Annotated in this window: 15 protein-coding genes; 8 read left to right on the top strand and 7 right to left on the bottom strand. The window is 48.3% G+C overall.

Annotation, left to right across the window (positions count from 1 at the left end; genetic code table 11):
• Positions 1-102 precede the first annotated feature (102 nt).
• Entirely contained in the window at positions 103-1,332 is a 1,230-nt protein-coding gene (gene gltS / locus IC617_RS11980) for a sodium/glutamate symporter (RefSeq protein ID WP_191145222.1), read from the top strand.
• A gap of 112 nt (positions 1,333-1,444) precedes the next feature.
• On the opposite strand, the gene IC617_RS11975 is transcribed toward gltS, so the two are convergent.
• From IC617_RS11975 to IC617_RS11950, 6 genes are all read right to left on the bottom strand, one after another.
• Positions 1,445-1,813, bottom strand: coding sequence for a cupin domain-containing protein (locus tag IC617_RS11975; protein ID WP_191145221.1), 369 nt, complete (start codon positions 1,811-1,813; stop codon positions 1,445-1,447).
• Positions 1,814-2,003: 190 nt separating this feature from the next.
• Complete coding sequence (locus tag IC617_RS11970; RefSeq protein WP_191145220.1) at positions 2,004-3,476, bottom strand: aldehyde dehydrogenase family protein; 1,473 nt, start codon at positions 3,474-3,476, stop codon at positions 2,004-2,006.
• 51 nt (positions 3,477-3,527) lie between these two features.
• Entirely contained in the window at positions 3,528-4,313 is a 786-nt protein-coding gene (locus tag IC617_RS11965; RefSeq protein ID WP_191145219.1) for an enoyl-CoA hydratase/isomerase family protein, read from the bottom strand.
• A 2-nt stretch (positions 4,314-4,315) separates the two neighbouring features.
• Positions 4,316-5,479, bottom strand: coding sequence for a CaiB/BaiF CoA transferase family protein (locus IC617_RS11960; RefSeq protein WP_191145218.1), 1,164 nt, complete (start codon positions 5,477-5,479; stop codon positions 4,316-4,318).
• Positions 5,472-6,617 (bottom strand): CaiB/BaiF CoA transferase family protein, encoded by a 1,146-nt coding sequence (locus IC617_RS11955; protein WP_191145217.1) that lies wholly within the window; start codon positions 6,615-6,617, stop codon positions 5,472-5,474. Before IC617_RS11955 ends, IC617_RS11960 begins: the two co-directional genes overlap by 8 nt.
• A gap of 16 nt (positions 6,618-6,633) precedes the next feature.
• Positions 6,634-7,770, bottom strand: a complete 1,137-nt coding sequence (locus IC617_RS11950) for an ABC transporter substrate-binding protein (RefSeq protein ID WP_191145216.1) — start codon at positions 7,768-7,770, stop codon at positions 6,634-6,636.
• Positions 7,771-7,957: 187 nt separating this feature from the next.
• Between IC617_RS11950 and IC617_RS11945 the strand changes: the two genes are divergently transcribed.
• The 3 genes from IC617_RS11945 (at position 7,958) to IC617_RS11935 (ending at position 12,474) form a co-directional block, all read left to right on the top strand.
• Entirely contained in the window at positions 7,958-8,752 is a 795-nt protein-coding gene (locus IC617_RS11945; RefSeq protein ID WP_191145215.1) for an IclR family transcriptional regulator, read from the top strand.
• Positions 8,753-9,080: 328 nt separating this feature from the next.
• Positions 9,081-11,447, top strand: coding sequence for a glycoside hydrolase family 2 protein (locus IC617_RS11940; protein ID WP_191145214.1), 2,367 nt, complete (start codon positions 9,081-9,083; stop codon positions 11,445-11,447).
• Positions 11,448-11,589: 142 nt separating this feature from the next.
• Entirely contained in the window at positions 11,590-12,474 is an 885-nt protein-coding gene (locus IC617_RS11935; protein ID WP_191145213.1) for a family 16 glycosylhydrolase, read from the top strand.
• Between the two features lie 25 nt (positions 12,475-12,499).
• On the opposite strand, the gene IC617_RS11930 is transcribed toward IC617_RS11935, so the two are convergent.
• Positions 12,500-13,813, bottom strand: a complete 1,314-nt coding sequence (locus tag IC617_RS11930) for an ATP-binding protein (protein ID WP_191145212.1) — start codon at positions 13,811-13,813, stop codon at positions 12,500-12,502.
• 318 nt (positions 13,814-14,131) lie between these two features.
• On the opposite strand from IC617_RS11930, the gene IC617_RS11925 reads away from it, so the two are divergent.
• The 4 genes from IC617_RS11925 to IC617_RS11910 are packed head-to-tail and all read left to right on the top strand — an operon-like array spanning position 14,132 to position 19,049.
• The gene (locus IC617_RS11925; protein ID WP_191145211.1) at positions 14,132-14,437 is read left to right on the top strand and encodes a helix-turn-helix domain-containing protein; all 306 of its coding nucleotides are present in this window, start codon (positions 14,132-14,134) and stop codon (positions 14,435-14,437) included.
• Positions 14,434-15,684, top strand: a complete 1,251-nt coding sequence (locus IC617_RS11920; protein ID WP_191145210.1) for a type II toxin-antitoxin system HipA family toxin — start codon at positions 14,434-14,436, stop codon at positions 15,682-15,684. The genes IC617_RS11925 and IC617_RS11920 overlap by 4 nt, the downstream gene beginning before the upstream one ends.
• A 22-nt stretch (positions 15,685-15,706) precedes the next feature.
• Positions 15,707-15,898, top strand: coding sequence for an HVO_A0114 family putative DNA-binding protein (locus IC617_RS11915; RefSeq protein ID WP_191145209.1), 192 nt, complete (start codon positions 15,707-15,709; stop codon positions 15,896-15,898).
• Positions 15,899-15,908: 10 nt separating this feature from the next.
• Entirely contained in the window at positions 15,909-19,049 is a 3,141-nt protein-coding gene (locus IC617_RS11910) for a DEAD/DEAH box helicase (protein WP_191145208.1), read from the top strand.
• The last annotated feature ends 21 nt before the right edge of the window (positions 19,050-19,070 follow it).

Raw genomic sequence — 19,070 nt, 5'->3', positions numbered from 1 at the left:
GCAATGTGAAAAATATTGATTTTTATTTAAAAAATGTGCGCCTGAAATGTAAAAAATATGTACTAACCTTAGCCAATAGAATTGTAATTAAAGGCTAATCTCGTGGAATTAGAAATTGTCGACGGCGTGCTTCGCCTCAGTAGCTTTTTAACCGTCACCATCGGTATTGTGGTGCTTTTTGTCGGGCGCCGACTCAATCAAAAAGTCGGCTTTTTACGTGAATTCAGTATTCCGGAGCCGGTTACCGGTGGGATCTTGTTTTCTCTCATTTTTGGATTGATCTACGCATTGAGTTCGGTCGAAGTGCATTTTGATCTGGAAGCCCGAGATATTCTCCTCATTTACTTCTTCACCACCATTGGCATCAACTCCAGCCTCAAAGACCTGCTCAAAGGCGGCATGCCACTGATCATTCTGCTGGCGGTAACCATCGGTTACATGGCGATCCAAAACTTAACCGGCATTGGTATTGCGTCAATCTTTGGTCTTGAAGCGCCTGTTGGCTTGCTAGGTGGTTCTGTTTCTTTGATTGGCGGTCACGGTACCGCGATCGCGTGGGCGCCAAAAATACAGGAAGGCTTTGGTGTTACCAATGCAATGGAAATTGGCATCGCCAGTGCCACGTTCGGTCTTATTTTGGCTTCGTTGATGGGCGGCCCTATTGCTAAGTTCCTAATCACTCGCCACAACCTGACACCAGAAAAGCATGAAGCGCTGGATATTGGTGTCTCTGACAAAAAGAGCGAGCGCCAGATTACCGCGTTTGAATTTCTTGATGCGGTATTCGCCATTCATATCTGCGGTATTTTCGGCATTTTATTGAACGAATTGATCGAAACTGCTGGCCTTGATTTACCGCTGTTTGTGACCTGCTTGTTCGCCGGTATTATTATTTCCAACATTATTCCGGACAACTTCCCACGCATTTCTGGCACTAAGTGGCCCAGCCGCACTCCTGCCGTCGCGCTGATTGCTGATCTATCACTGGGTACCTTTTTGGCGATGTCGCTGATGAGTATGCAGCTGTGGACCCTGATTGACCTCGCAGGCCCAATCTTCACTATTTTGGCCGCGCAATTCTTGGTGGCGATATTGATTAATATTTTCGTGGTGTTCCCAGCGATGGGCAAAAACTATGACGCCGCGGTGGTGTGCTCCGGCTTTGGCGGGATTTCCCTTGGTTCAACGCCAACGGCAATGGCCAACATGTCGGCGGTATCGCAACGCTACGGTAACTCACACCTAGCCTTCATTATCGTGCCGCTGGTGTGTGCATTCTTTATCGACCTAGTGAACGCGCTGATGATCCCATTCTTCTTAGCGAACTTTTAGGTTACTTTGCGCAAGGGCAGGAAGAAACAATCACATCAGCGAGACGCCGTAAAAACGTCCCTGCGGCAGATGCTCGCTGAGCTGCCTGTTTCTTCCTGCTTTAAATCCACTCTCAGCAGGTGGGCTTGGCAAACAACAACTTGGTTTCGCTACTCGCCACTTTCCAGCCATGAAAGGTATCTGGCTGAAACACAATCACATCACCCGCTTGATAGGTAACAGACTCGGTTACTGAGTCTTGGTCCCCTAGCAGTAATTCACCAGCACCAGCGACGACATAGCCAAACCAAGCATTTTCATCAGCATGCAGCGGAAATTCCGCTGCCGATTCGATGGCTGTCAGTAATGCGTAGTCGATGCCAGCAGCGCTGTGCGTTTCAATTTGCCAGCCTTGATGCGGCAAAGCGGTAGGCTCGGTGTCGCCAAATAAGGTGCTAATGGCAATCCCTTGTTTGATTGAAATATCAAAGATACGTCCCATGGATGAACTCCAACGATGCCCAATTGGGCGTAAATAATGAAAAAGCGACGACAACATCAGGGGCACAACAGGCAAGAGATCAATGCGTTAGCGAAGCGTAGCTGGCATGGATGCCAGCTCCGAGCCTATATGGATATATTTACGGCGTCTGAGCGCTGCATTGAACGCTTGCTTGTTGGGTTGGCCTGCCTTAGTCGTCGTAGCTCAAATACAGCACGCGTTTTTGCAGGTAGCCTTCGATACCGTAAATGCCATCTTCACCACCTACGCCGCTTTGTTTATGACCTGAGTGATAGCCTTGGATGTAACCAACAATTTGGCGATTGATGAAGATGGTGCCCACCTCCATTTTCTTTGCCGCATGCATAAAGGTTTTGTAGTTGTTGGTGAACAGGTATGCGCTTAAACCGTCGTTACGGCGATTGGTGATTTCCAATGCTTGTTCATAGCTATCAATTTCAACAATCGGCATCACAGGGCCAAAGATTTCTTCTTTCGCCGCTGTCATATCGGCGCTTACGCCAGTCAAAATGGTGGGTTCGTACCAGTTGCCGTTTTTGAACTCCGGTCCTGGGGGGCGTTTACCACCCAACGCAACAGTTGCCCCTTCATTGACGGTTTGGCGAACAATGTCTTCGATTCGCGCCAAACCTTGGGCAGTCACACTCGGGCCCATGTTGACATCACCCATTGGGTTGCCAACGGTCAGTTGCTTGGTTTTCTCGATGACTTTCTGGGTGAACTCGGCGGCCACATCTTTGTGGACTAGCACCAGCTCATTACAAATACACACTTGGCCACAGTTGGCGTAGCGAGAGATCACCGCGGCTTCAGCGGCTTTATCGATATCAGCATCGTCCATGACGATGAACGACGCTTTGCCGCCAAGCTCCAGTGACAGGGCCGTAATGTTTTCTGATGCTGATTTATAGATCGCCTGCCCGGCGCGAATACTGCCGGTGACGGTGACCAGCTTAGTGATTGGACTTTCCACCAAATAAGCACCAATGCCCGCACCCGAGCCAGAAATGATGTTCAGTACGCCCGGCGGCAAGCCAATTTCATCAATGATTTTGGCGAATTCCATCGCCGTGATTGGTGTTGCTTCGTGTGGTTTTAACACCATGGTGTTGCCGGTTACCAAAGCAGGACCAACCTTACGGCCAATCAGTGCCAGCGGGTAGTTAAAGGCACATAAGCCGACTGTGACGCCGTAAGGCACTTTTTGAATAAACAGCTGCTCATTGACGTTATCAGCTGGGAAAATATCACCTTGGATACGGCGAGCAGCCTGTGCCGAATACTCCAGATAATTAATGGTGTCATCGACTTCAAAGCGAGCCTCAACCAAGGTTTTACCTTGTTCGAGCACCAACAACTGAGCAAATTGTTCGCGTCGCTGCTTGAGTTTTTCAATCATCGCAAACAGGTACTTGGCCCGCTCAATCGCCGGCAAATCGTGCCATGCATCGAACGCCGATTGTGATGATTCCAATGCCGCTTGGGCTTGCTCGGTCGAACAATCTGGCACCTGAGAAAATACTGCGCCGGTTGCTGGGTTTTCTACCGGAGTGGTTTGGCCCGAAGCGGCACTGATCCACTGGCCGTGGATATAACACTGATAGCTGTCTTGATAAGGCTTATCTTGGCTGACTGTAGTCATGTTGTTGTCCTTGGTTTTATCTGTCGTGTCTGAGCTGGACTACTGGCTCAGTTAACGACCACAAAATTGAGCTGGGCGCTTTTCGATAAAGGCGTGAAAGCCTTCGGCGGCGTCCTCGGTTTCGTATAGTTGGTCGACCAAAGCTGCTTCGAGCGCCAGTGCTTCAGGCATTGCCATCAATGCGCCTTGAGATACCGCCACCTTGGTCGCCGCCAGTGCTTTTGCTGGTCCGTTGGCTAACTTGGTGGCATAGGCGAGCGCTTCATCTTGGAAGGTCGCTGCAGGATAGAGGCGGTTGATGAGCGAGATCGCGGCGGCTTTGTCTGGGCCGATGGAGTCGCCGGTTAGCAGCAAGTCCATCGCTTGCGCCACTCCCACTAGCTTGGTCAGGCGCTGGCTGCCGCCATTGCCGGGGATCAGGCCTAGATTGATTTCCGGTAGTCCGAGCAAATAGCTGCCTTCGGCTGCGAGGCGAATGTCACAGGCTAGCGCTAGCTCTAATCCACCGCCCAGGCAGTGACCATTGATTGCAGCGATAAAGATCTTTGAGCTGGCTTCAATCAGGCGAAGGTTTTCGCGAGCCTGAATGACCATTTGCTGATTTTCCGCGGTGCTGTTGTGCGCGAAGATTTTGATATCTGCGCCAGCACAAAAGAACTTGGTGGAGGTGCTATTGATCAGCACGCTGACCACGTCAGCGTCTTGTTCGGCCATCATTAAGCAGTCATAAAAGCGTTCAAGAAAGCCTAAGTAGTAAGCATTAGCTGGCCCGCGATTAAGCGAGATAACCGCAACCTTGCCTTTCTTTTGATAGCCAATTTCGTCTGTTGTCGACATGATTAAGACTCCAGAAATTCTTGTTCAATGGCGCGAGAATGCTGACCTAGGAAAGGTGCGCCCCTGTCGTTGTATAACCGTTCGCCATCGATGCGGACTGGGCAGCGGGTGGTGCGATATTGGGCGCCGTTGGCCAGTGTCACTGTTTGCAGTATTTTCAGTGTTTTGAAGCCCTCGTGTTCAAACAGTTGTTGCCAGTTGTAGACATCGGCACACCAGATATCGGCGGGTTCAAGAATATCGAGCCAATACTGGGTGGTTTGGCTGCGCAGGTGGTCATTCAAAATGGCTTTGATGGCTTCACGCTGCTCAAACCACAAGCTGGCATCGTCAAGCGCCAGCAGAGCAGGGCAAGACAACAACTCACCGAGTTTCGGAATTGCCCCCATCGAGATACAAATATGGCCGTCGGCCGTGGCATAAAATCCGTATGCGCCGCCAACCAAAGGTTGAGCGCAATTGGTTTTGCTGCGGCTGAGTGGTTGCTGGCCGTCATGATGGAAGGTGGTGATCGCTTCGAACTGAAAATCCAAAATGGCTTCGAGCATACTCACTTGCACCAAGGTTGCAGCAGGTTCTTCGTTGCCCTGCTTGGTCTTGTTGCGACCAATGAGCGCAGCCAATACGCCTTGGGCCAACTGGCCGCCAGCGAGAATATCGGCAATCGCCACGCCCATGGGGACCGGGCCATCATCACCATTGCCTGATGCCCAAGTCAGTCCAGAAAGTGCTTGCAGCAACAGATCTTGGCCGGGCTTGGCTGCCCAATCGCTATCGGCGCCATAGCCGGTGATTTCACCGTAAATCACACTTGGATTAAGGGCTTTAACTTGCTCATAGCTAAAACCCAGTTTGGCCATCACACCGGGGCGGAAATTATTCAGCACCACGTCGGCTTGTTTCACTAACTGCTGTGCTTTGTCTTGATCGGCGGCTGATTTGAGATCGAGCACAATGCTTTCTTTATTGCGATTAATGGCCTGAAACAACGACGATTCGCCTTCAATATCGCAGTTGGAAACATAAAGAGAGCGGCACAAATCGCCACTCGGTTGTTCTACTTTGATGACCCGAGCGCCAAAGTCAGCGAGTCGCAAACTGGCTGATGGACCGGACAAAAACTGGGTGAAATCGAGAATGGTGATGCCTTCGAGTAACTTAGTCATCAAGCAAACCCTCCGACGCTAATTGTTCATTGGCGTTGCCCAATGCTGGCGCGGCGACATCCGAACGTAATTTGTCGCCATTGAGTTGGATGGGGCAGCGGGTGGTGGTGACCGAAGCGCCATTAGGGCGGCTGACCGTTAAGTCCATATCCAGCTGCTGATAAGCCTTTTGGTTCATCAGGGTGGCGTAGGTATAGACATCGGAACACCAGATGTCGGCGGCCTCAAGTGTGGTGAGCCAATGGTCGGTACTGCGGGCGACTAAACGACGCTGTATCGCCGCTTTAATGGCATCGCGCTGCTCATAAGGCTGCGACAACTGTTCGCTGGTGACATTGCATTCCAGCAGTTCGAGTAATTGGCCGAGGTCGGTCATGGCAATGGCTAAGTAGCCATCAGCGGTTTGATAAACACCGTACGGCGCTTCGAGTAAGGTATGCGCGCCAGCGACTTGGCTCCGTTTGGGCAGTTGCTCACCGTTGTTGAGATAGGTGGTAATTCCCTCGAATTGGAAATCGAGAATCGACTCCAGCAGGCTCACTTCCACTAATGCGCCAATACCTTGTTGTTGGCGACGAACCAAAGCAGCCAACAACCCTTGCGCTAAGTGAGTGCCGCAAATCATATCGGCAATGGCAAAGCCAAAAGGTGTTGGGTCGGGACTGTCATTGCCCGATAGCCAGGCTAAGCCCGATACCGATTGCGCGAGCAAGTCTTGTCCCGGCTTGTTGACCCAAGGGCCTGTTTTGCCATAACCACTGACTTCACCATAAACAATGGTTGGGTTGAGCTGCCGCACGGTTTGGTAATCAAGGCCGATTTTATCCATCACCCCAGGACGGAAGTTGTGGGTAATGACATCGGCATGCTTGACCAAGGCTTTCACTTTGGCCAAATCCTCGGGGTCTTTGAGGTTGGCAGCATAAGACTCTTTATTTCGGTTGATGGTGTGGAACAGTAAGCTGTCGCCATCAACAAATAAGTGTTTAATTGCCAGTTGGCGACAGGCGTCGCCAACTCGAGGCCGTTCAATTTTGATCACACGGGCGCCTAGATCAGCAAGGCGCAAACCGGCATAAGGGCCAGCCAAGTATTGGCTGAATTCCAGTACCGTGATCCCTTCTAGAGGTAAGGCCATGATGGGCTCCTACTGATTAAGCTTTGGTTTCAACGTAGAGCTTGTTAAGTCGTGCCAGCAGGGCCTTTTCGTCACCGCCGTTCATCAGATAGTCACGAATTGGCGCGCCAGAGTTGTCTTGGAACTGCATGTGGCCGGCATAGCGCGGGCGTAAAAAGGCGCGATCTAATGTCGGCAATGTGTTTTTGAAGTAATCGTGAGAACGGCTATTTAGGCGATCACTCAGCCACGCTTGTCGGTGGCCCGGCTGACCACCAAAATCGAAGAACAACGAGCCTTGAATAGCTGGGCTGGCAACATACTCAGCGTATTGAGCTGCAGGCTCGATGTGTTTGCTGGATGCTGAAATCGCTAAACCTGTGCCGCCTAGGGTGGTGATCAAGCGGTTGCCATTGTCCAGTGCCACGACATCGGCAAAGTTCAGCAACTTGCGGGCATAACCATCTTGCGAGTAGTTAGCATAGCCGTAGGCAAATGGGCAATAAGCAAACTGGTCGGTTTGGGTCATGGCTTCATAAACCTGAATCGGGTTCATGTCGAAGCATTCTGCCGGTAAATGAACGGACAGTTCGCGTAGCATCTTCAGTGCTTTGATGCCGATTTCCTCACTGACGACATACTCTGGTGACACGCATGGGTCTTCACCTAAGGTGCAGCACAACATGTAAAAGTTCATCAGGGTGTCTTGTGGAATGCTGGGCACTGCGACCTGACCTTTCTCTGCCAACGCCATCAGCTCATCCCAAGTTTGCGGAGCTTGCTCCAACAGGTCTGGGCGGAAGGACGCCACCGGTGTTGCTGCATCAATTGCCAACGCCCACTGCTTATCACCAAAGCGATAGCTTTCATGGGAATGACCAACTGTATTGGCGGCTTGGTCAGCAAGAAACTCAGCGGGCAGGTAATCATCCAACGGCAAGATCACATTATTGGCAGCGGCAAAGCCTGCCCACGGATGATCGATGATCAGCAAATCATAACGAGCTGCTAATTGATCGATCGGCTCGTCGGCAAACGCCTGCAAAGAGCGCTTTTCCCAAGTAATGCGAACGGAAGGATTCAGTTCTTCAAACCGTTGAGCAGAGGCCACAGCTGAGGTGAAGCCGCGGCTATGGTTCCAAGTAATGCCGCGTAGTTCGGTAATAGCAGTCATGTTTCGGTGTCTCGCTTGATGAAATTTAGGTGATTCGTATTTGAATATTAAATTCAAGTATAAATTTATGCGTCAGTGAGTCAACCTGTGTTTTAATGCACAGCGACTGAGTTTTTATGGAGTTGTGAATTGCCGCACGATTCTTCGACGTTTTGGCGCGGGCAAATTGCAGGAATTGAGACAGCAAATGAGTGAAGCAAAAGTGACCAAGTATGCCGTGCCAGCCCTCGATAAAGGGTTGGATGTGTTGGAGTATCTAGCGACCAAATCTATTCCGTTGTCGCAAAAAGAAATCGCCGACGGCATTGGCAGAACTGCGAATGAAATTTATCGGGTGCTAGTGGGCTTGGAGCAGCGCGGTTACTTAATTCGTGACGAGCTATCGGGCAAATACCGGATATCGTTGAAGCTGTTCACTCTGGCCAAGCGAGTGTCGCCGGTTGATAAATTGCGCCAGGTCGCCATTCCCATCATGGAAGACTTTGCTGTCGCCTATGGTCATTCATGCCATTTGAGTGTGTTGTATCAGAGTAAAGTCATGGTGATCGTTCACGCTCGGGGACCAGCACCGGTATCGCTATCGATCTCTGAAGGCACCACCTTTCCGCTGGTACCCTCAACCTCTGGCCGTATTCTTCTGGCTCACAGTAATGCTGACGTCCGAGCCATGCTGTATGAGCGTGATGAAAGCTACCAAAACATGAGTAAGACCGAGATTGCTCAACTTGATGCCGAACTCAATAGCATTGTTGAGCAGGGAGTTTGCTTTCGTCCCAGTGGTTTGACCGAGGGGGTGACTGACTGCGCTGCGATTGTCGGCCAACCTGAAGGGACGGTGATTGCCGCTTTGGCAGTATCCTCTCTTACTTCTGCACTAGGCCAGCCCACCGACAAAGAAGAGTTGATTCAAGCAGTGGCAGCGACGGCTAGGCAAATCGCCGAGCGTGTTGGTTGCGATGCCAGCTTTTTGAACAACCAATAAAAGAATCGTGCAGCTTAGTTACTAGGCTAAGCTGCTACTCACCCTCGTTTAACACCGCTCGTTACTTCGCTCCCAGTAATCCACCCCGTTTCCTTTTGATAAGCACCGATCCTTGTTCAGATTATTTCTGCGCAGTTGGCGCCGCTTCGCCTTGCCCAATGCATTTGTGATCAGGATCGGCTTTATTGATCTTTTAAAATTCATTTATGAATAGGATATTCACATATAAATAATTTGATGTATTCTTGCCTCATCTAAATACAGCGAATGCCGAACCCGCAGTTCATTGAGTTTGGCATGAGTAGCAACAACCAATAGGTAACTGACTATGGCACTGCACACGATTGATTTGAGCGGCAACCACTGGCAAATGGAGCGGATGCGTCCGGGCCAAGGTGTTGACGAAGGCTTCCACTTATTACCGGCGGAATATCAGGGCACCACATTTAGTTGGAACCATGCGTCGATTCCGGGTGATGTCTATACCGATTTACATAAAGCTGGTGAGATTGATGACCCATATGTCGGTCGTAACATGCACAAAGCCAAATGGGTGCAGGATTATGAATGGTGGTACACCCGCCGTTTCAGTGTTGAGCCGAGCATGAAAGGCAAAACCATCCGCTTAGTGTTTGAAGGTGTCGATTACAGCTGTGAAGTTTGGTTAAACGGCCATCTATTAGGCTCGCACGAAGGGATGTTCTCGGAGTTTGAGTTCGATATCTCTGACTTGGTCAATTACGACGACTGGCGCGATGGCTCGAACATGCTGATGGTTAAACTCAATCCGCCACCTAAGAACTACCGTAATTGTGGCGGTAAGAAGGTTAACTTCTCCGGTGACTACTTTACCGGTCTAGTGCCATTTGGTATTTGGCGCCCGGTGAAGGTCGAAATTACTGAGCCAGTGCGAATTGCCAGTCAGCGCGCCGATGTCAAACTTGATGGCGACGATGCCATTGTTGAGCTGTTCTATGAAGTTGAAAACCACGGCGATACCGAGGTGGCGGTTGAGGTTGCTGTGAATCTAGCGGCTCACAACTTCGATTCCGATCAAGTCCATAGCGCTAAACTCACGGAGCAAGCCAAGCCTGGGCTAAACACTTACCAAACCACAATTCGCGTCGCCAATGCTGAGCTGTGGTGGCCATGGGACATGGGTGATCAGAACCTTTACGCGTTAAATGCCACGCTTACTGCTGGCGATACCGTATTGGACCAGACTGATGACGTGATCGGTTTGCGTGAAGTCGTGATGGAAATGAACCCGGGCTTTGAGCCGGGCGACAATGAGTACCCTTGGACATTTGTGATTAACGGCAAGCGTCATTTCTTGCGCTCGGCGTGTTGGGGTGGGCAGCCGTCATTCCTTTATGGCCGTAACAGCCTGAAGAAGTATCAAGACCGCTTGGATGCTGTTAAAGAATGTAATATCAACAACCTGCGTATTTTCGGTTGGCATCCACCAGAGATCCCAGATTTCTATCGCATCTGTGATGAGTTGGGTATTACCGTGTGGACCAACTTCACCCTTGCCACTCAGGCTTATTCGGCGGAGCCAGAATTCGTCAATGGCGTGCTGCATGAGTGTATTCATACCGTCAAGAAGCGTCGTAATCACCCGTCTCAGATCTTCTGGATGGGCGGCGAAGAAGTATTCTTCTCTGGCGCTCACGAAGAAAGCGGCAACAAATACCTGATGGAAGTCATCGGTGACACAGTTGCCGAATTAACCAATATTCCGTATGGCTTGGCATCACCGTTGAGTTCAGCGTCAGCAGTGAACATGGGTTTCAAGCCAAAAGAGTCGATTCACGCCAACGAACACTACTACCAAGGCGGCGCCGAATTCATGGAGGAATACTACCCGTCACTAGATTGCGCGATTATTCCTGAGTTAACCGCCGCTTCGGCACCAAGCGTTGAGAGCCTGAAAAAATTCATTCCTGAAGATGAACTGTGGCCAATGGGTTTGAGCTGGGGTTACCACTGGGCTGATATCGACATTCTGAAAAACCTCAACTTTGAAGTCTTTGGTGACTACAAAATGGGCTCGTTGGAAGAGTTTGTTGAAGCGACTCAAATTGCCCAAGGCACGGTGGCTCAGTTTGCGCTGGAAACTTACCGTCGCCGCAAACCTAAGATGAGCGGGGTGTCGCTATGCCACTTTATCACTCACTGGCCAGACATTAAGTGGGGCTTGGTGGATTACTACGGCAAGAAAAAGCTGTCTTACTTCTATGTGAAGCAGACCTATCAGCCACTGTTGCCAAGTGTTCAGTTTGATAAGCGCCGTTGGGCGCCCGGTGAAACCTTCACTGGTGGCATTTGGATTGTTAATGACTACCAACAAGAACTGACGAATGTCACTTGTGACTGGGTGATCCGTCAAGGCGAATTTACTCATGAAGCAGGCACGCTAACCGATCTCACCATTGGTGCCGATAGCAGCGTGCAATTTGGCAACATGAGCTGGTTGTTGCCAGAAGATGCCGAAGGCGAGTTCGAAATTGATATTCGACTGATTGACCAAGACGGCACCGAAATGAGCTACAACCACTACACCTTGTTGGTTGCTGATCAAGCCCAAGCGAAAGAGCAAAGCCTGAAATACTTGGCTGAAGCGAAAGAGCGTGCCAGCAAATACGGATTGAGCATTTATCGCTACTGGCCGGAGCATTGGGATCAGGAATAGACCCCCCAAGGGAAGGCATAAGCCCTCCTGTATAACAACAATCCAGTAGTAAGTTAGCCAGCGATAGGTTTGTCGCTGGCGTTTTTGCTTTGCAGCTTGTTTTGACGTTTTTTAAACAGTTTTTCCATTGAGGATTATGCCAATGAAGAGATTATGGAGTGTCTTGTTGCTATCGGCTGGAGCACTACAAGCAGCTGATTGGGATGACTACCCGGTGCCTGCTGATGCTGGGGAAGGGATGATTTGGCAGCTGCAATCGCTATCTGATGACTTTAACTACAAAGCGCCTGCTGTTGGAAAAAGTGATGAATTTTATAGCCGTTGGCATGAAGGATTCATCAATCCATGGAAAGGCCCAGGATTGACCGAATGGCACCCTGAATACTCTGAAGTTGATGGCGGCATGCTCCACATCAAAGCCGGTCGTAAGCCGGGCACCAATAAAGTCTATGCCGGCAGCATCACGTCGCATCAGCTCGTGGTGTACCCGCTTTACCTCGAAGTAAGAGCCAAGCTTAGCAATTTGGTCATGGCCTCGGATTTTTGGTTACTGAGCCCAGATTCGACAGAAGAAATTGACGTGCTTGAGGCCTATGGCAGTGACCGGCCCGATCAAGCTTGGTTTGCCGAGCGATTACATCTCAGTCATCACGTGTTTATTCGCGATCCGTTTCAGGATTATCAGCCTTCCTCGGCCGATACTTGGTACACCGATGGAAAGACCAAGTGGCAAGAGGATTTTCACCGCATTGGTGTTTACTGGCGCGACCCATGGCATTTGGAATATTACGTGGATGGTAAGTTAGTTCGAACGGCCTCAGGCGTTGATGTCATTGATCCGCATAACTTCACCAATGGCAAGGGCTTAACCAAACCCATGCACGTGATTATTAATACCGAAGATCAAGATTGGCGCTCGGGTGTTGAGCCATCGATTACCCCAACTGATGAAGAGTTAGCCGACGACAGCAAAAACACCTACTTGGTGGATTGGGTTCGGTTCTACAAGCCAGTGCCTGCAAACTGAGGCATAGATTTAGTCAACCCAGTATTTACCACCTCTGTGGTAAATACTGGGTGAAGTACAAAGGCATTACGATATTGGTGTGCTCTAACGCTGATGAGCCTTGTGTGCCAGTCAACTTAAAGGTTTTACTTGGTGCGCATTTTTCAACGTAGGATGCCAGCGATTTTGCTCTTGTGCGTTTGCCACTTTTGACTTCAATAGGGATGATATTGCCTTCATCTGTGACCACAATAAACTCGATTTCGGCGCGTGCGTCATTCCATGAATAACTTGGGTCAACGCCAATGGCAGTGAGTTCTTGCTGTACAAAGTTTTCAGCCACATAGCCTTTGTATTCATAGTGTTGTTGCTTAATCTCTTTGTAACTACTGCCCAACATATGATTGAGCAGCCCCACATCGAACAGAAACAGTTTAACCATGTTTTCTTTTTTATAGGCCGCCAGAGGTGATTTCGGCGACCCATCAATTGGATAGTTTGGCAAGGCTAAGCGGCAACAGTTAAGCCAATGGATAGCAGTTTCAAAATCGCTATAACGAGATTTACGCTCATGTACATGTTTAAATTTAAAGCGTTTAACGGACTCGTCGCTAACAAGTGATAGCTGAGCAGGAATGCTATTAAACACAGATTCAATCAGCGTAGCATCGACCTTACCCGCGTACTTGCCAAAATCGCGGCGATACCCCTCAACTAAATCAGCATGAATTTTGGTGACTTTTTCAACACGTTCTAAAATGCTTGAATCTTTAAACTGATACCAAACAGAAACGGCTTCCGGCATACCGCCGGTAAAAAAGTAATCTGTTAGTTTGTCCATCAATTTAGTGTGCACGGCCGGTGTGCTTGCTTGACTATCAAACGCTTTGATTAGTGCTTGCTCGTTTGACGCGTAAATAAATTCTTGGAAGGTCAGTGGTCGTAGATTGTATTGTTCTACCTTGCCCACAGGGAAGGTGTTGAGCAAACCAATATTCGAGCCGCTGGCTGCGACAAAATAGGACGGTGATTTTTCGGCAAAATACTTAAGCGAAGTGACGGCACGTTCACATTCCCCAATCTCATCTAATATCAGCAGATCGGTTTCTGGGTTGAACGACTGATTGGTCATCAGTTCAATGTTCATTAATAGATCACTTGGTGACAGTGAGTCTTCGAACGCTTCTTTGTAGGCGGGATTTTCAAGAAAGTCGATACGCAGGGTGTTACTAAAGGTGTTACCAAACAACTCTTGCAGCAGATACGTTTTACCCGTTTGTCTTGCGCCATCAATCAATAGAGGCTTACGCACCGGCTGATCTTTCCATGCTATTAGGGCGTTGAGTAAGTTTCGCTGCATTGTCATTTACCGCCAATTTAGATTGCTAACGGCCTGTATAATAATCCAACACACACTTTTATGCGCGTAAAAATGAGGTATCTTGCACTTTTACGCGCATAAAAGTGAGATTTGATGACCTTTGGTATTCAGAGATTCACATCATCGCCTTAGCCAACGCGCAAGCTAAATCTAAAAGAGGGATATTAATCCGATAATATTCAGCAAAGTGGGAATACAGTCCCATCTTTCGTACGTTAGAATTGCTTGGACTTCAATGTTGGACTATTATCCCATTAATGGCTAAATAGTGGGAATATAGTCCCTTTGGTTGGTGGTATGGCTAAGCGTGACTTACACAGTGTACTGTTTCCAAAGCAACGCAAAATCCTGACTCATTTCGGTGAGGACTTGTTGTTGGCGATGAAACGACGTGGTTTTACAAAAAAGCTGCTGTGTGAACGTACTGGTTTTGATCATAAAACCGTGAACAAAGTCTTCGCAGGTGATCCGGGCGTTGCCATAGGCACTTACTTAAAAGTTATGGCCGTTCTTGGCATGGAAAGCAACTTTGCAGAAATGGCCGCTCATGATGAAGTTGGTATCAAGCTGCAAAATATAAAATTGCTGGAAGGTTCAAGGTGAGCCGAGATATCGTCGAAGTCTATGCCGACTGGCAGCCGATTGAAGCGCCTTTGCTAATAGGTTTGCTTTCTTACAGCGACTCAAGCCGAGGTGGCGTGTTTAGTTTTTCCTACGATAAAGCATTCTTAACCTCAGCCTATCGCTTGCAAATTGATCCAATCCTGACGCTTCACTCCGGTGAACTCTACAACGATGAAGCGGATAAAAACTTTCGCGCATTTCTTGACTCATCGCCTGATCGGTGGGGGCGTATTTTAATGCAGCGACGTGCGGCCATTGAAGCGCGCAAAGGCATTCGAGCAACAAGTCGATTAAACGAGTTGGATTACCTGTTGGGCGTACATGATTCTTACCGGATGGGTGGTATTCGATTTAAGCGAGCAGGCTCGGATGCTTTTTTGGACGACAATTCTGAATTTGCTGCGCCGCCAATGGCTTCTTTGCGAGAGCTAGAGTACGCAGCAATGCAGATTGAAAAAGACGATAACATCGACAGTGACGAGTATTACCGCTGGTTGAAAATGCTGATTTCTCCAGGCTCATCATTAGGCGGTGCAAGGCCCAAGGCTTGTGTGACAGATGAACAAGGCCACTTGTGGATTGCCAAGTTTCCCAACTTAAATGATACCCATGACCTGGGGGCGTGGGAGATGGTCTGTTATGAGTTGGCTTTGGCGGCAGGTGTTGACATGTTTCCAAGTGAGATCAGGCAGTTTTCCTCTGGGCATCATACCTTTTTAACAAAACGGTTTGACCGCGATGGCGAAAATCGGCTGCATTTTTCATCGGCCATGACTCAACTGCAATACTATGATGGTGAACAATCTCAAGGTGCCAGCTACCTAGAAATTGCTGAATTTATTTCCAATTGTGGTGCACAAACCGAAGCTGATTTAGCACAGTTATGGCGACGTATCGTGTTTAATATTGCGGTGTCCAACACGGATGATCACCTGCGTAACCATGGGTTTTTATTAACAAAGAAGGGTTGGAAGTTATCACCCGCTTATGACTTAAACCCGATAGTAGGTAAGCATGGCCTGCATCTGAATATTACGGATGCATCCAACGCTTTAGACTACCAATTAGCCTTTGACGTAAAAGAGTTCTTCCGACTTTCGCAAGCCCAAGCTACGCAAATTTACGATGAAGTATTAGTGGCGGTTAAGCAATGGCAAAGCGTTGCTAAGCAGCTCGGGCTCAGCCGAGCCGAGCAAACCATGAAACAATCGGCGTTTAACGTTTAATGATTCATGAGTAAGTGAAAAAGTGATCGCCGAACAACAGCCTCAATCGGTGACTGAGCTGGCAGCGCTTACTGGGCGAACGGTCAGTAATGTGTCGAGAACACTGAAAACATTGGGTAAGTACAACTTAGTTGAAATGGAAAAATCACCAAATGGATTAGCGGTAAAGCTGCAATATCAGTCAATGTTACTGTTAATTCAGCCGTTGGAGTAAAAGGGATCACATGCAACAAGTTGGAATTTATGAGCAGCTTATAACGCAGCTTATCGAGAGCCGAATTGACCGAAGCCGATTCTATGTGGGCGAACGAGAGCTTAATAGTAGTGAAGCATCCGTCTGGCTGTCCCGTTTCTTATCGCACATGCTTGAATATGCGATTGAGTCTGTTCCTACGGGCGATGATCGCCTGCAACAGCAAATAGCTTTATCCAACCAACTGTTACTATGGCTAAAAACACAAATTCAAGATAAGGATTTTATCGAAGACAATTTACTGGCCAGCCAAGGCAAAATTCTGACTGCTCTATACGAATTAGAAAATCCTGTCTCGTCCGATTTAAAAAATTACATCAACGACATTTTTCCTTTGACCGGACTGAGTCAAAGCGAACTGTTTTGTGGAAGCAATGCGGGATTGTCGCTTGAATCTGAATTAAAGAGAGAGATTTTGTCTGCGGATAAGATCTACTGGTTAGTGTCATTTATTAAGTGGGCAGGGATACGAATTTTTCGTAAAGAGTTAGAAGAGTTTACGTCTAGCGGCCGCGAGCTAAAAATTATTACCACGTCTTATATGGGGGCAACTGATGCAAAAGCGGTTGAGTATTTGGCGAGTTTACCCAATACCGAAGTGAAGCTGAGTTACAACACTGAACGAGAGCGTTTACACGCCAAGAGCTATTTGTTCTTGCGTAATACGGGCTATCACACCGGCTACATCGGGTCGTCCAATCTTTCCCATTCAGCGTTAACTAACGGACTGGAGTGGAATTTAAAAATTACCTCGAAAGAAATTCCACACATCATTGATAAGTCATTAAGTACTTTTGAAACCTACTGGGCATCCAACGAATTCGAACACTTCTGTGGGGATGCAAAGAGCAGCGACAAACTCAAAAAAGCCTTGAGTCAGCAACGGGGTGATTACGAGACTAATTCAACCCATTTTTTTGATATTTCGCCTTTTCCTCATCAAAGTGAAATCTTAGAACAACTTGCCGTTGAGCGAAGTGTTCACCAGCGTTTTCGTAATTTAGTGGTGGCGGCGACAGGCACTGGCAAAACCCTGATCTCAGCCTTTGATTTTGCGCGCTTTGTCAAAGAGATACCGCAAGCTAAGTTTCTGTTTGTCGCGCACCGAGAGGAAATTCTTAAGCAAGCTAGAGCAGCGTATCGGGTCGTATTGCGCAATGGCGATTTTGGTGAGCTGTGGGTTGGCGGGCATACGCCAGAGCACTATCGACAGCTGTTTGTTTCTATCCAAACCCTGAACAATCAGTTGGATCAGCTTAGTCTAACCGCTGACTATTATGACTACATTGTGATTGATGAGGTGCATCATATTGCTGCGACTAGCTACCGCGAACTGCTGCAACATTTTTCCCCTGCCATATTGCTCGGCCTCACCGCAACGCCAGAGCGCCATGATGGTGGAGATATCCTAGCGGATTTTGGTGGTGTGATTGCCGCTGAGATCCGTTTGCCGGAAGCGATTAATCGTCGCCACCTTTGCCCGTTTCAGTATTTTGGTATTGACGATGATACTGACCTTCGCAACATCGCATGGAGTCGTGGGCGCTATGACATTGCTCAATTGACCAATCTTTACACTCATAACCAAGCTCGCGTCGACAAAATAGTGCTGAGTGTCCAGGAGCTCATCACCGATACCGGTAAAATGAAAGCATTAGCCTTTTGTGTGAGCAAAGAACATGCGCAGTACATGACGCAACAGCTTCTATTGAAAGGCGTTAAAGCGGATGTGTTGACTAGCGATAACTCTCACGAGAGGCAACAAAAGCAGCAGGCCATTCGCTCCGGCGATATAAACGTGCTGTGTGTGGTCGATATATTCAACGAAGGTGTCGATATACCCGAAGTGGATACGTTATTGTTTTTGCGCCCGACCGAAAGCTTAACTATTTTCCTGCAACAGCTTGGCCGCGGTTTGCGTTTAGCCGACGGCAAGGAGTGTTGCACTGTCTTGGATTTTGTCGGCAACTCACGCCCTGAATATGACTTTGCCAATAAATTTAGAGCGTTAGTTGGCAAAAGTCACCGAGCGATCAGTGACGAAATAAAGCAAGGATTTCCTCACGCGCCATTGGGCTGTCGCATTGAGTTGAGTAAGCGAACGCAAGAAATGGTACTCAGCAATATTCGCTCAGCTTCATTAACTTTGAAGTGCCTAGTCGCGATGATCCGTCAATATCCTCAGCACTCCACACTGCCGCTAACGCTGTCGAATTTCTTAACCCTAAATCCGCATATAGATCTGAATGACCTTTATAAGCGAGGCAGTTGGTCTCAGTTGGTTCAGCAAGCCAAAGATGAAATCAACGAAAATAGGCTAGATGAAAAACTGCTGAGCATGCTTAAAAAAGCCATCCACAACCGAATTTTGACCTGTGATGATCATGCCTATTTAACTTTCTTAAAGCAGCTTTGCCATAGCAATTTTGCATTAGAGGATTCGAGCCATCGTCATGCTCTGATGTGTCATTATGATTTCTGGCAGAAAACGGGGCCTGAATGTGGATTCGATTCCATTGAGCAGAGCTTGTGGAAACTAAATTCTGGCGAGTTAAAAGTGGAACTACTGGACGTTGTTAACTGGCAACTAGCACAAACCAAGCATGAGCAGCCAACCATGCATGCTTTGCCTGAGGTTTCATTGAGGCTACATGCACGTTATGCGCGTGAACAAATATTAGTTGCATTTGGTGCGACCACGTTTGAGCGTCAGTCGCCAGCACGCGAAGGTGTGTTTGTTCTGAAAGATCAGAATATTGAACTGATGTTTGTCACCTTAGATAAAAATGAAAAGCAGTTTTCGCCAACAACTATGTACCACGATTACGCGATTAACGAACATCTTTTCCATTGGCAGTCACAAAATAGCGCTCGGCCCGACAAGGGGCGTGGTTTGGAATATATCCAACATCAAAGAGCGGGTAAGCGTTTGTTTTTATTTGTGCGAGAGCAAAGCAAAGATGAATTCGGGCGTACTATGGGTTTTGTTAATTATGGAGAAGTGGAGTATGTATCGCATACAGGTTCACAGCCGATGAGTATTACTTGGCAGTTAAAAGTGTCGATGCCGCACTTCATGTGGCAACAAGCAGCTAAGTTGGCAGTGGGCTAGTTGAGTTAATTAGAGGCATCA

It is taken from the genome of Neiella litorisoli, assembly GCF_014773395.1.
In the GTDB taxonomy this organism is placed as follows: Bacteria; Pseudomonadota; Gammaproteobacteria; order Enterobacterales; family Neiellaceae; genus Neiella; species Neiella litorisoli.
Note: the sequence above shows the minus strand (reverse complement) of the source record. Positions and strands in the feature narration are given on the sequence as shown.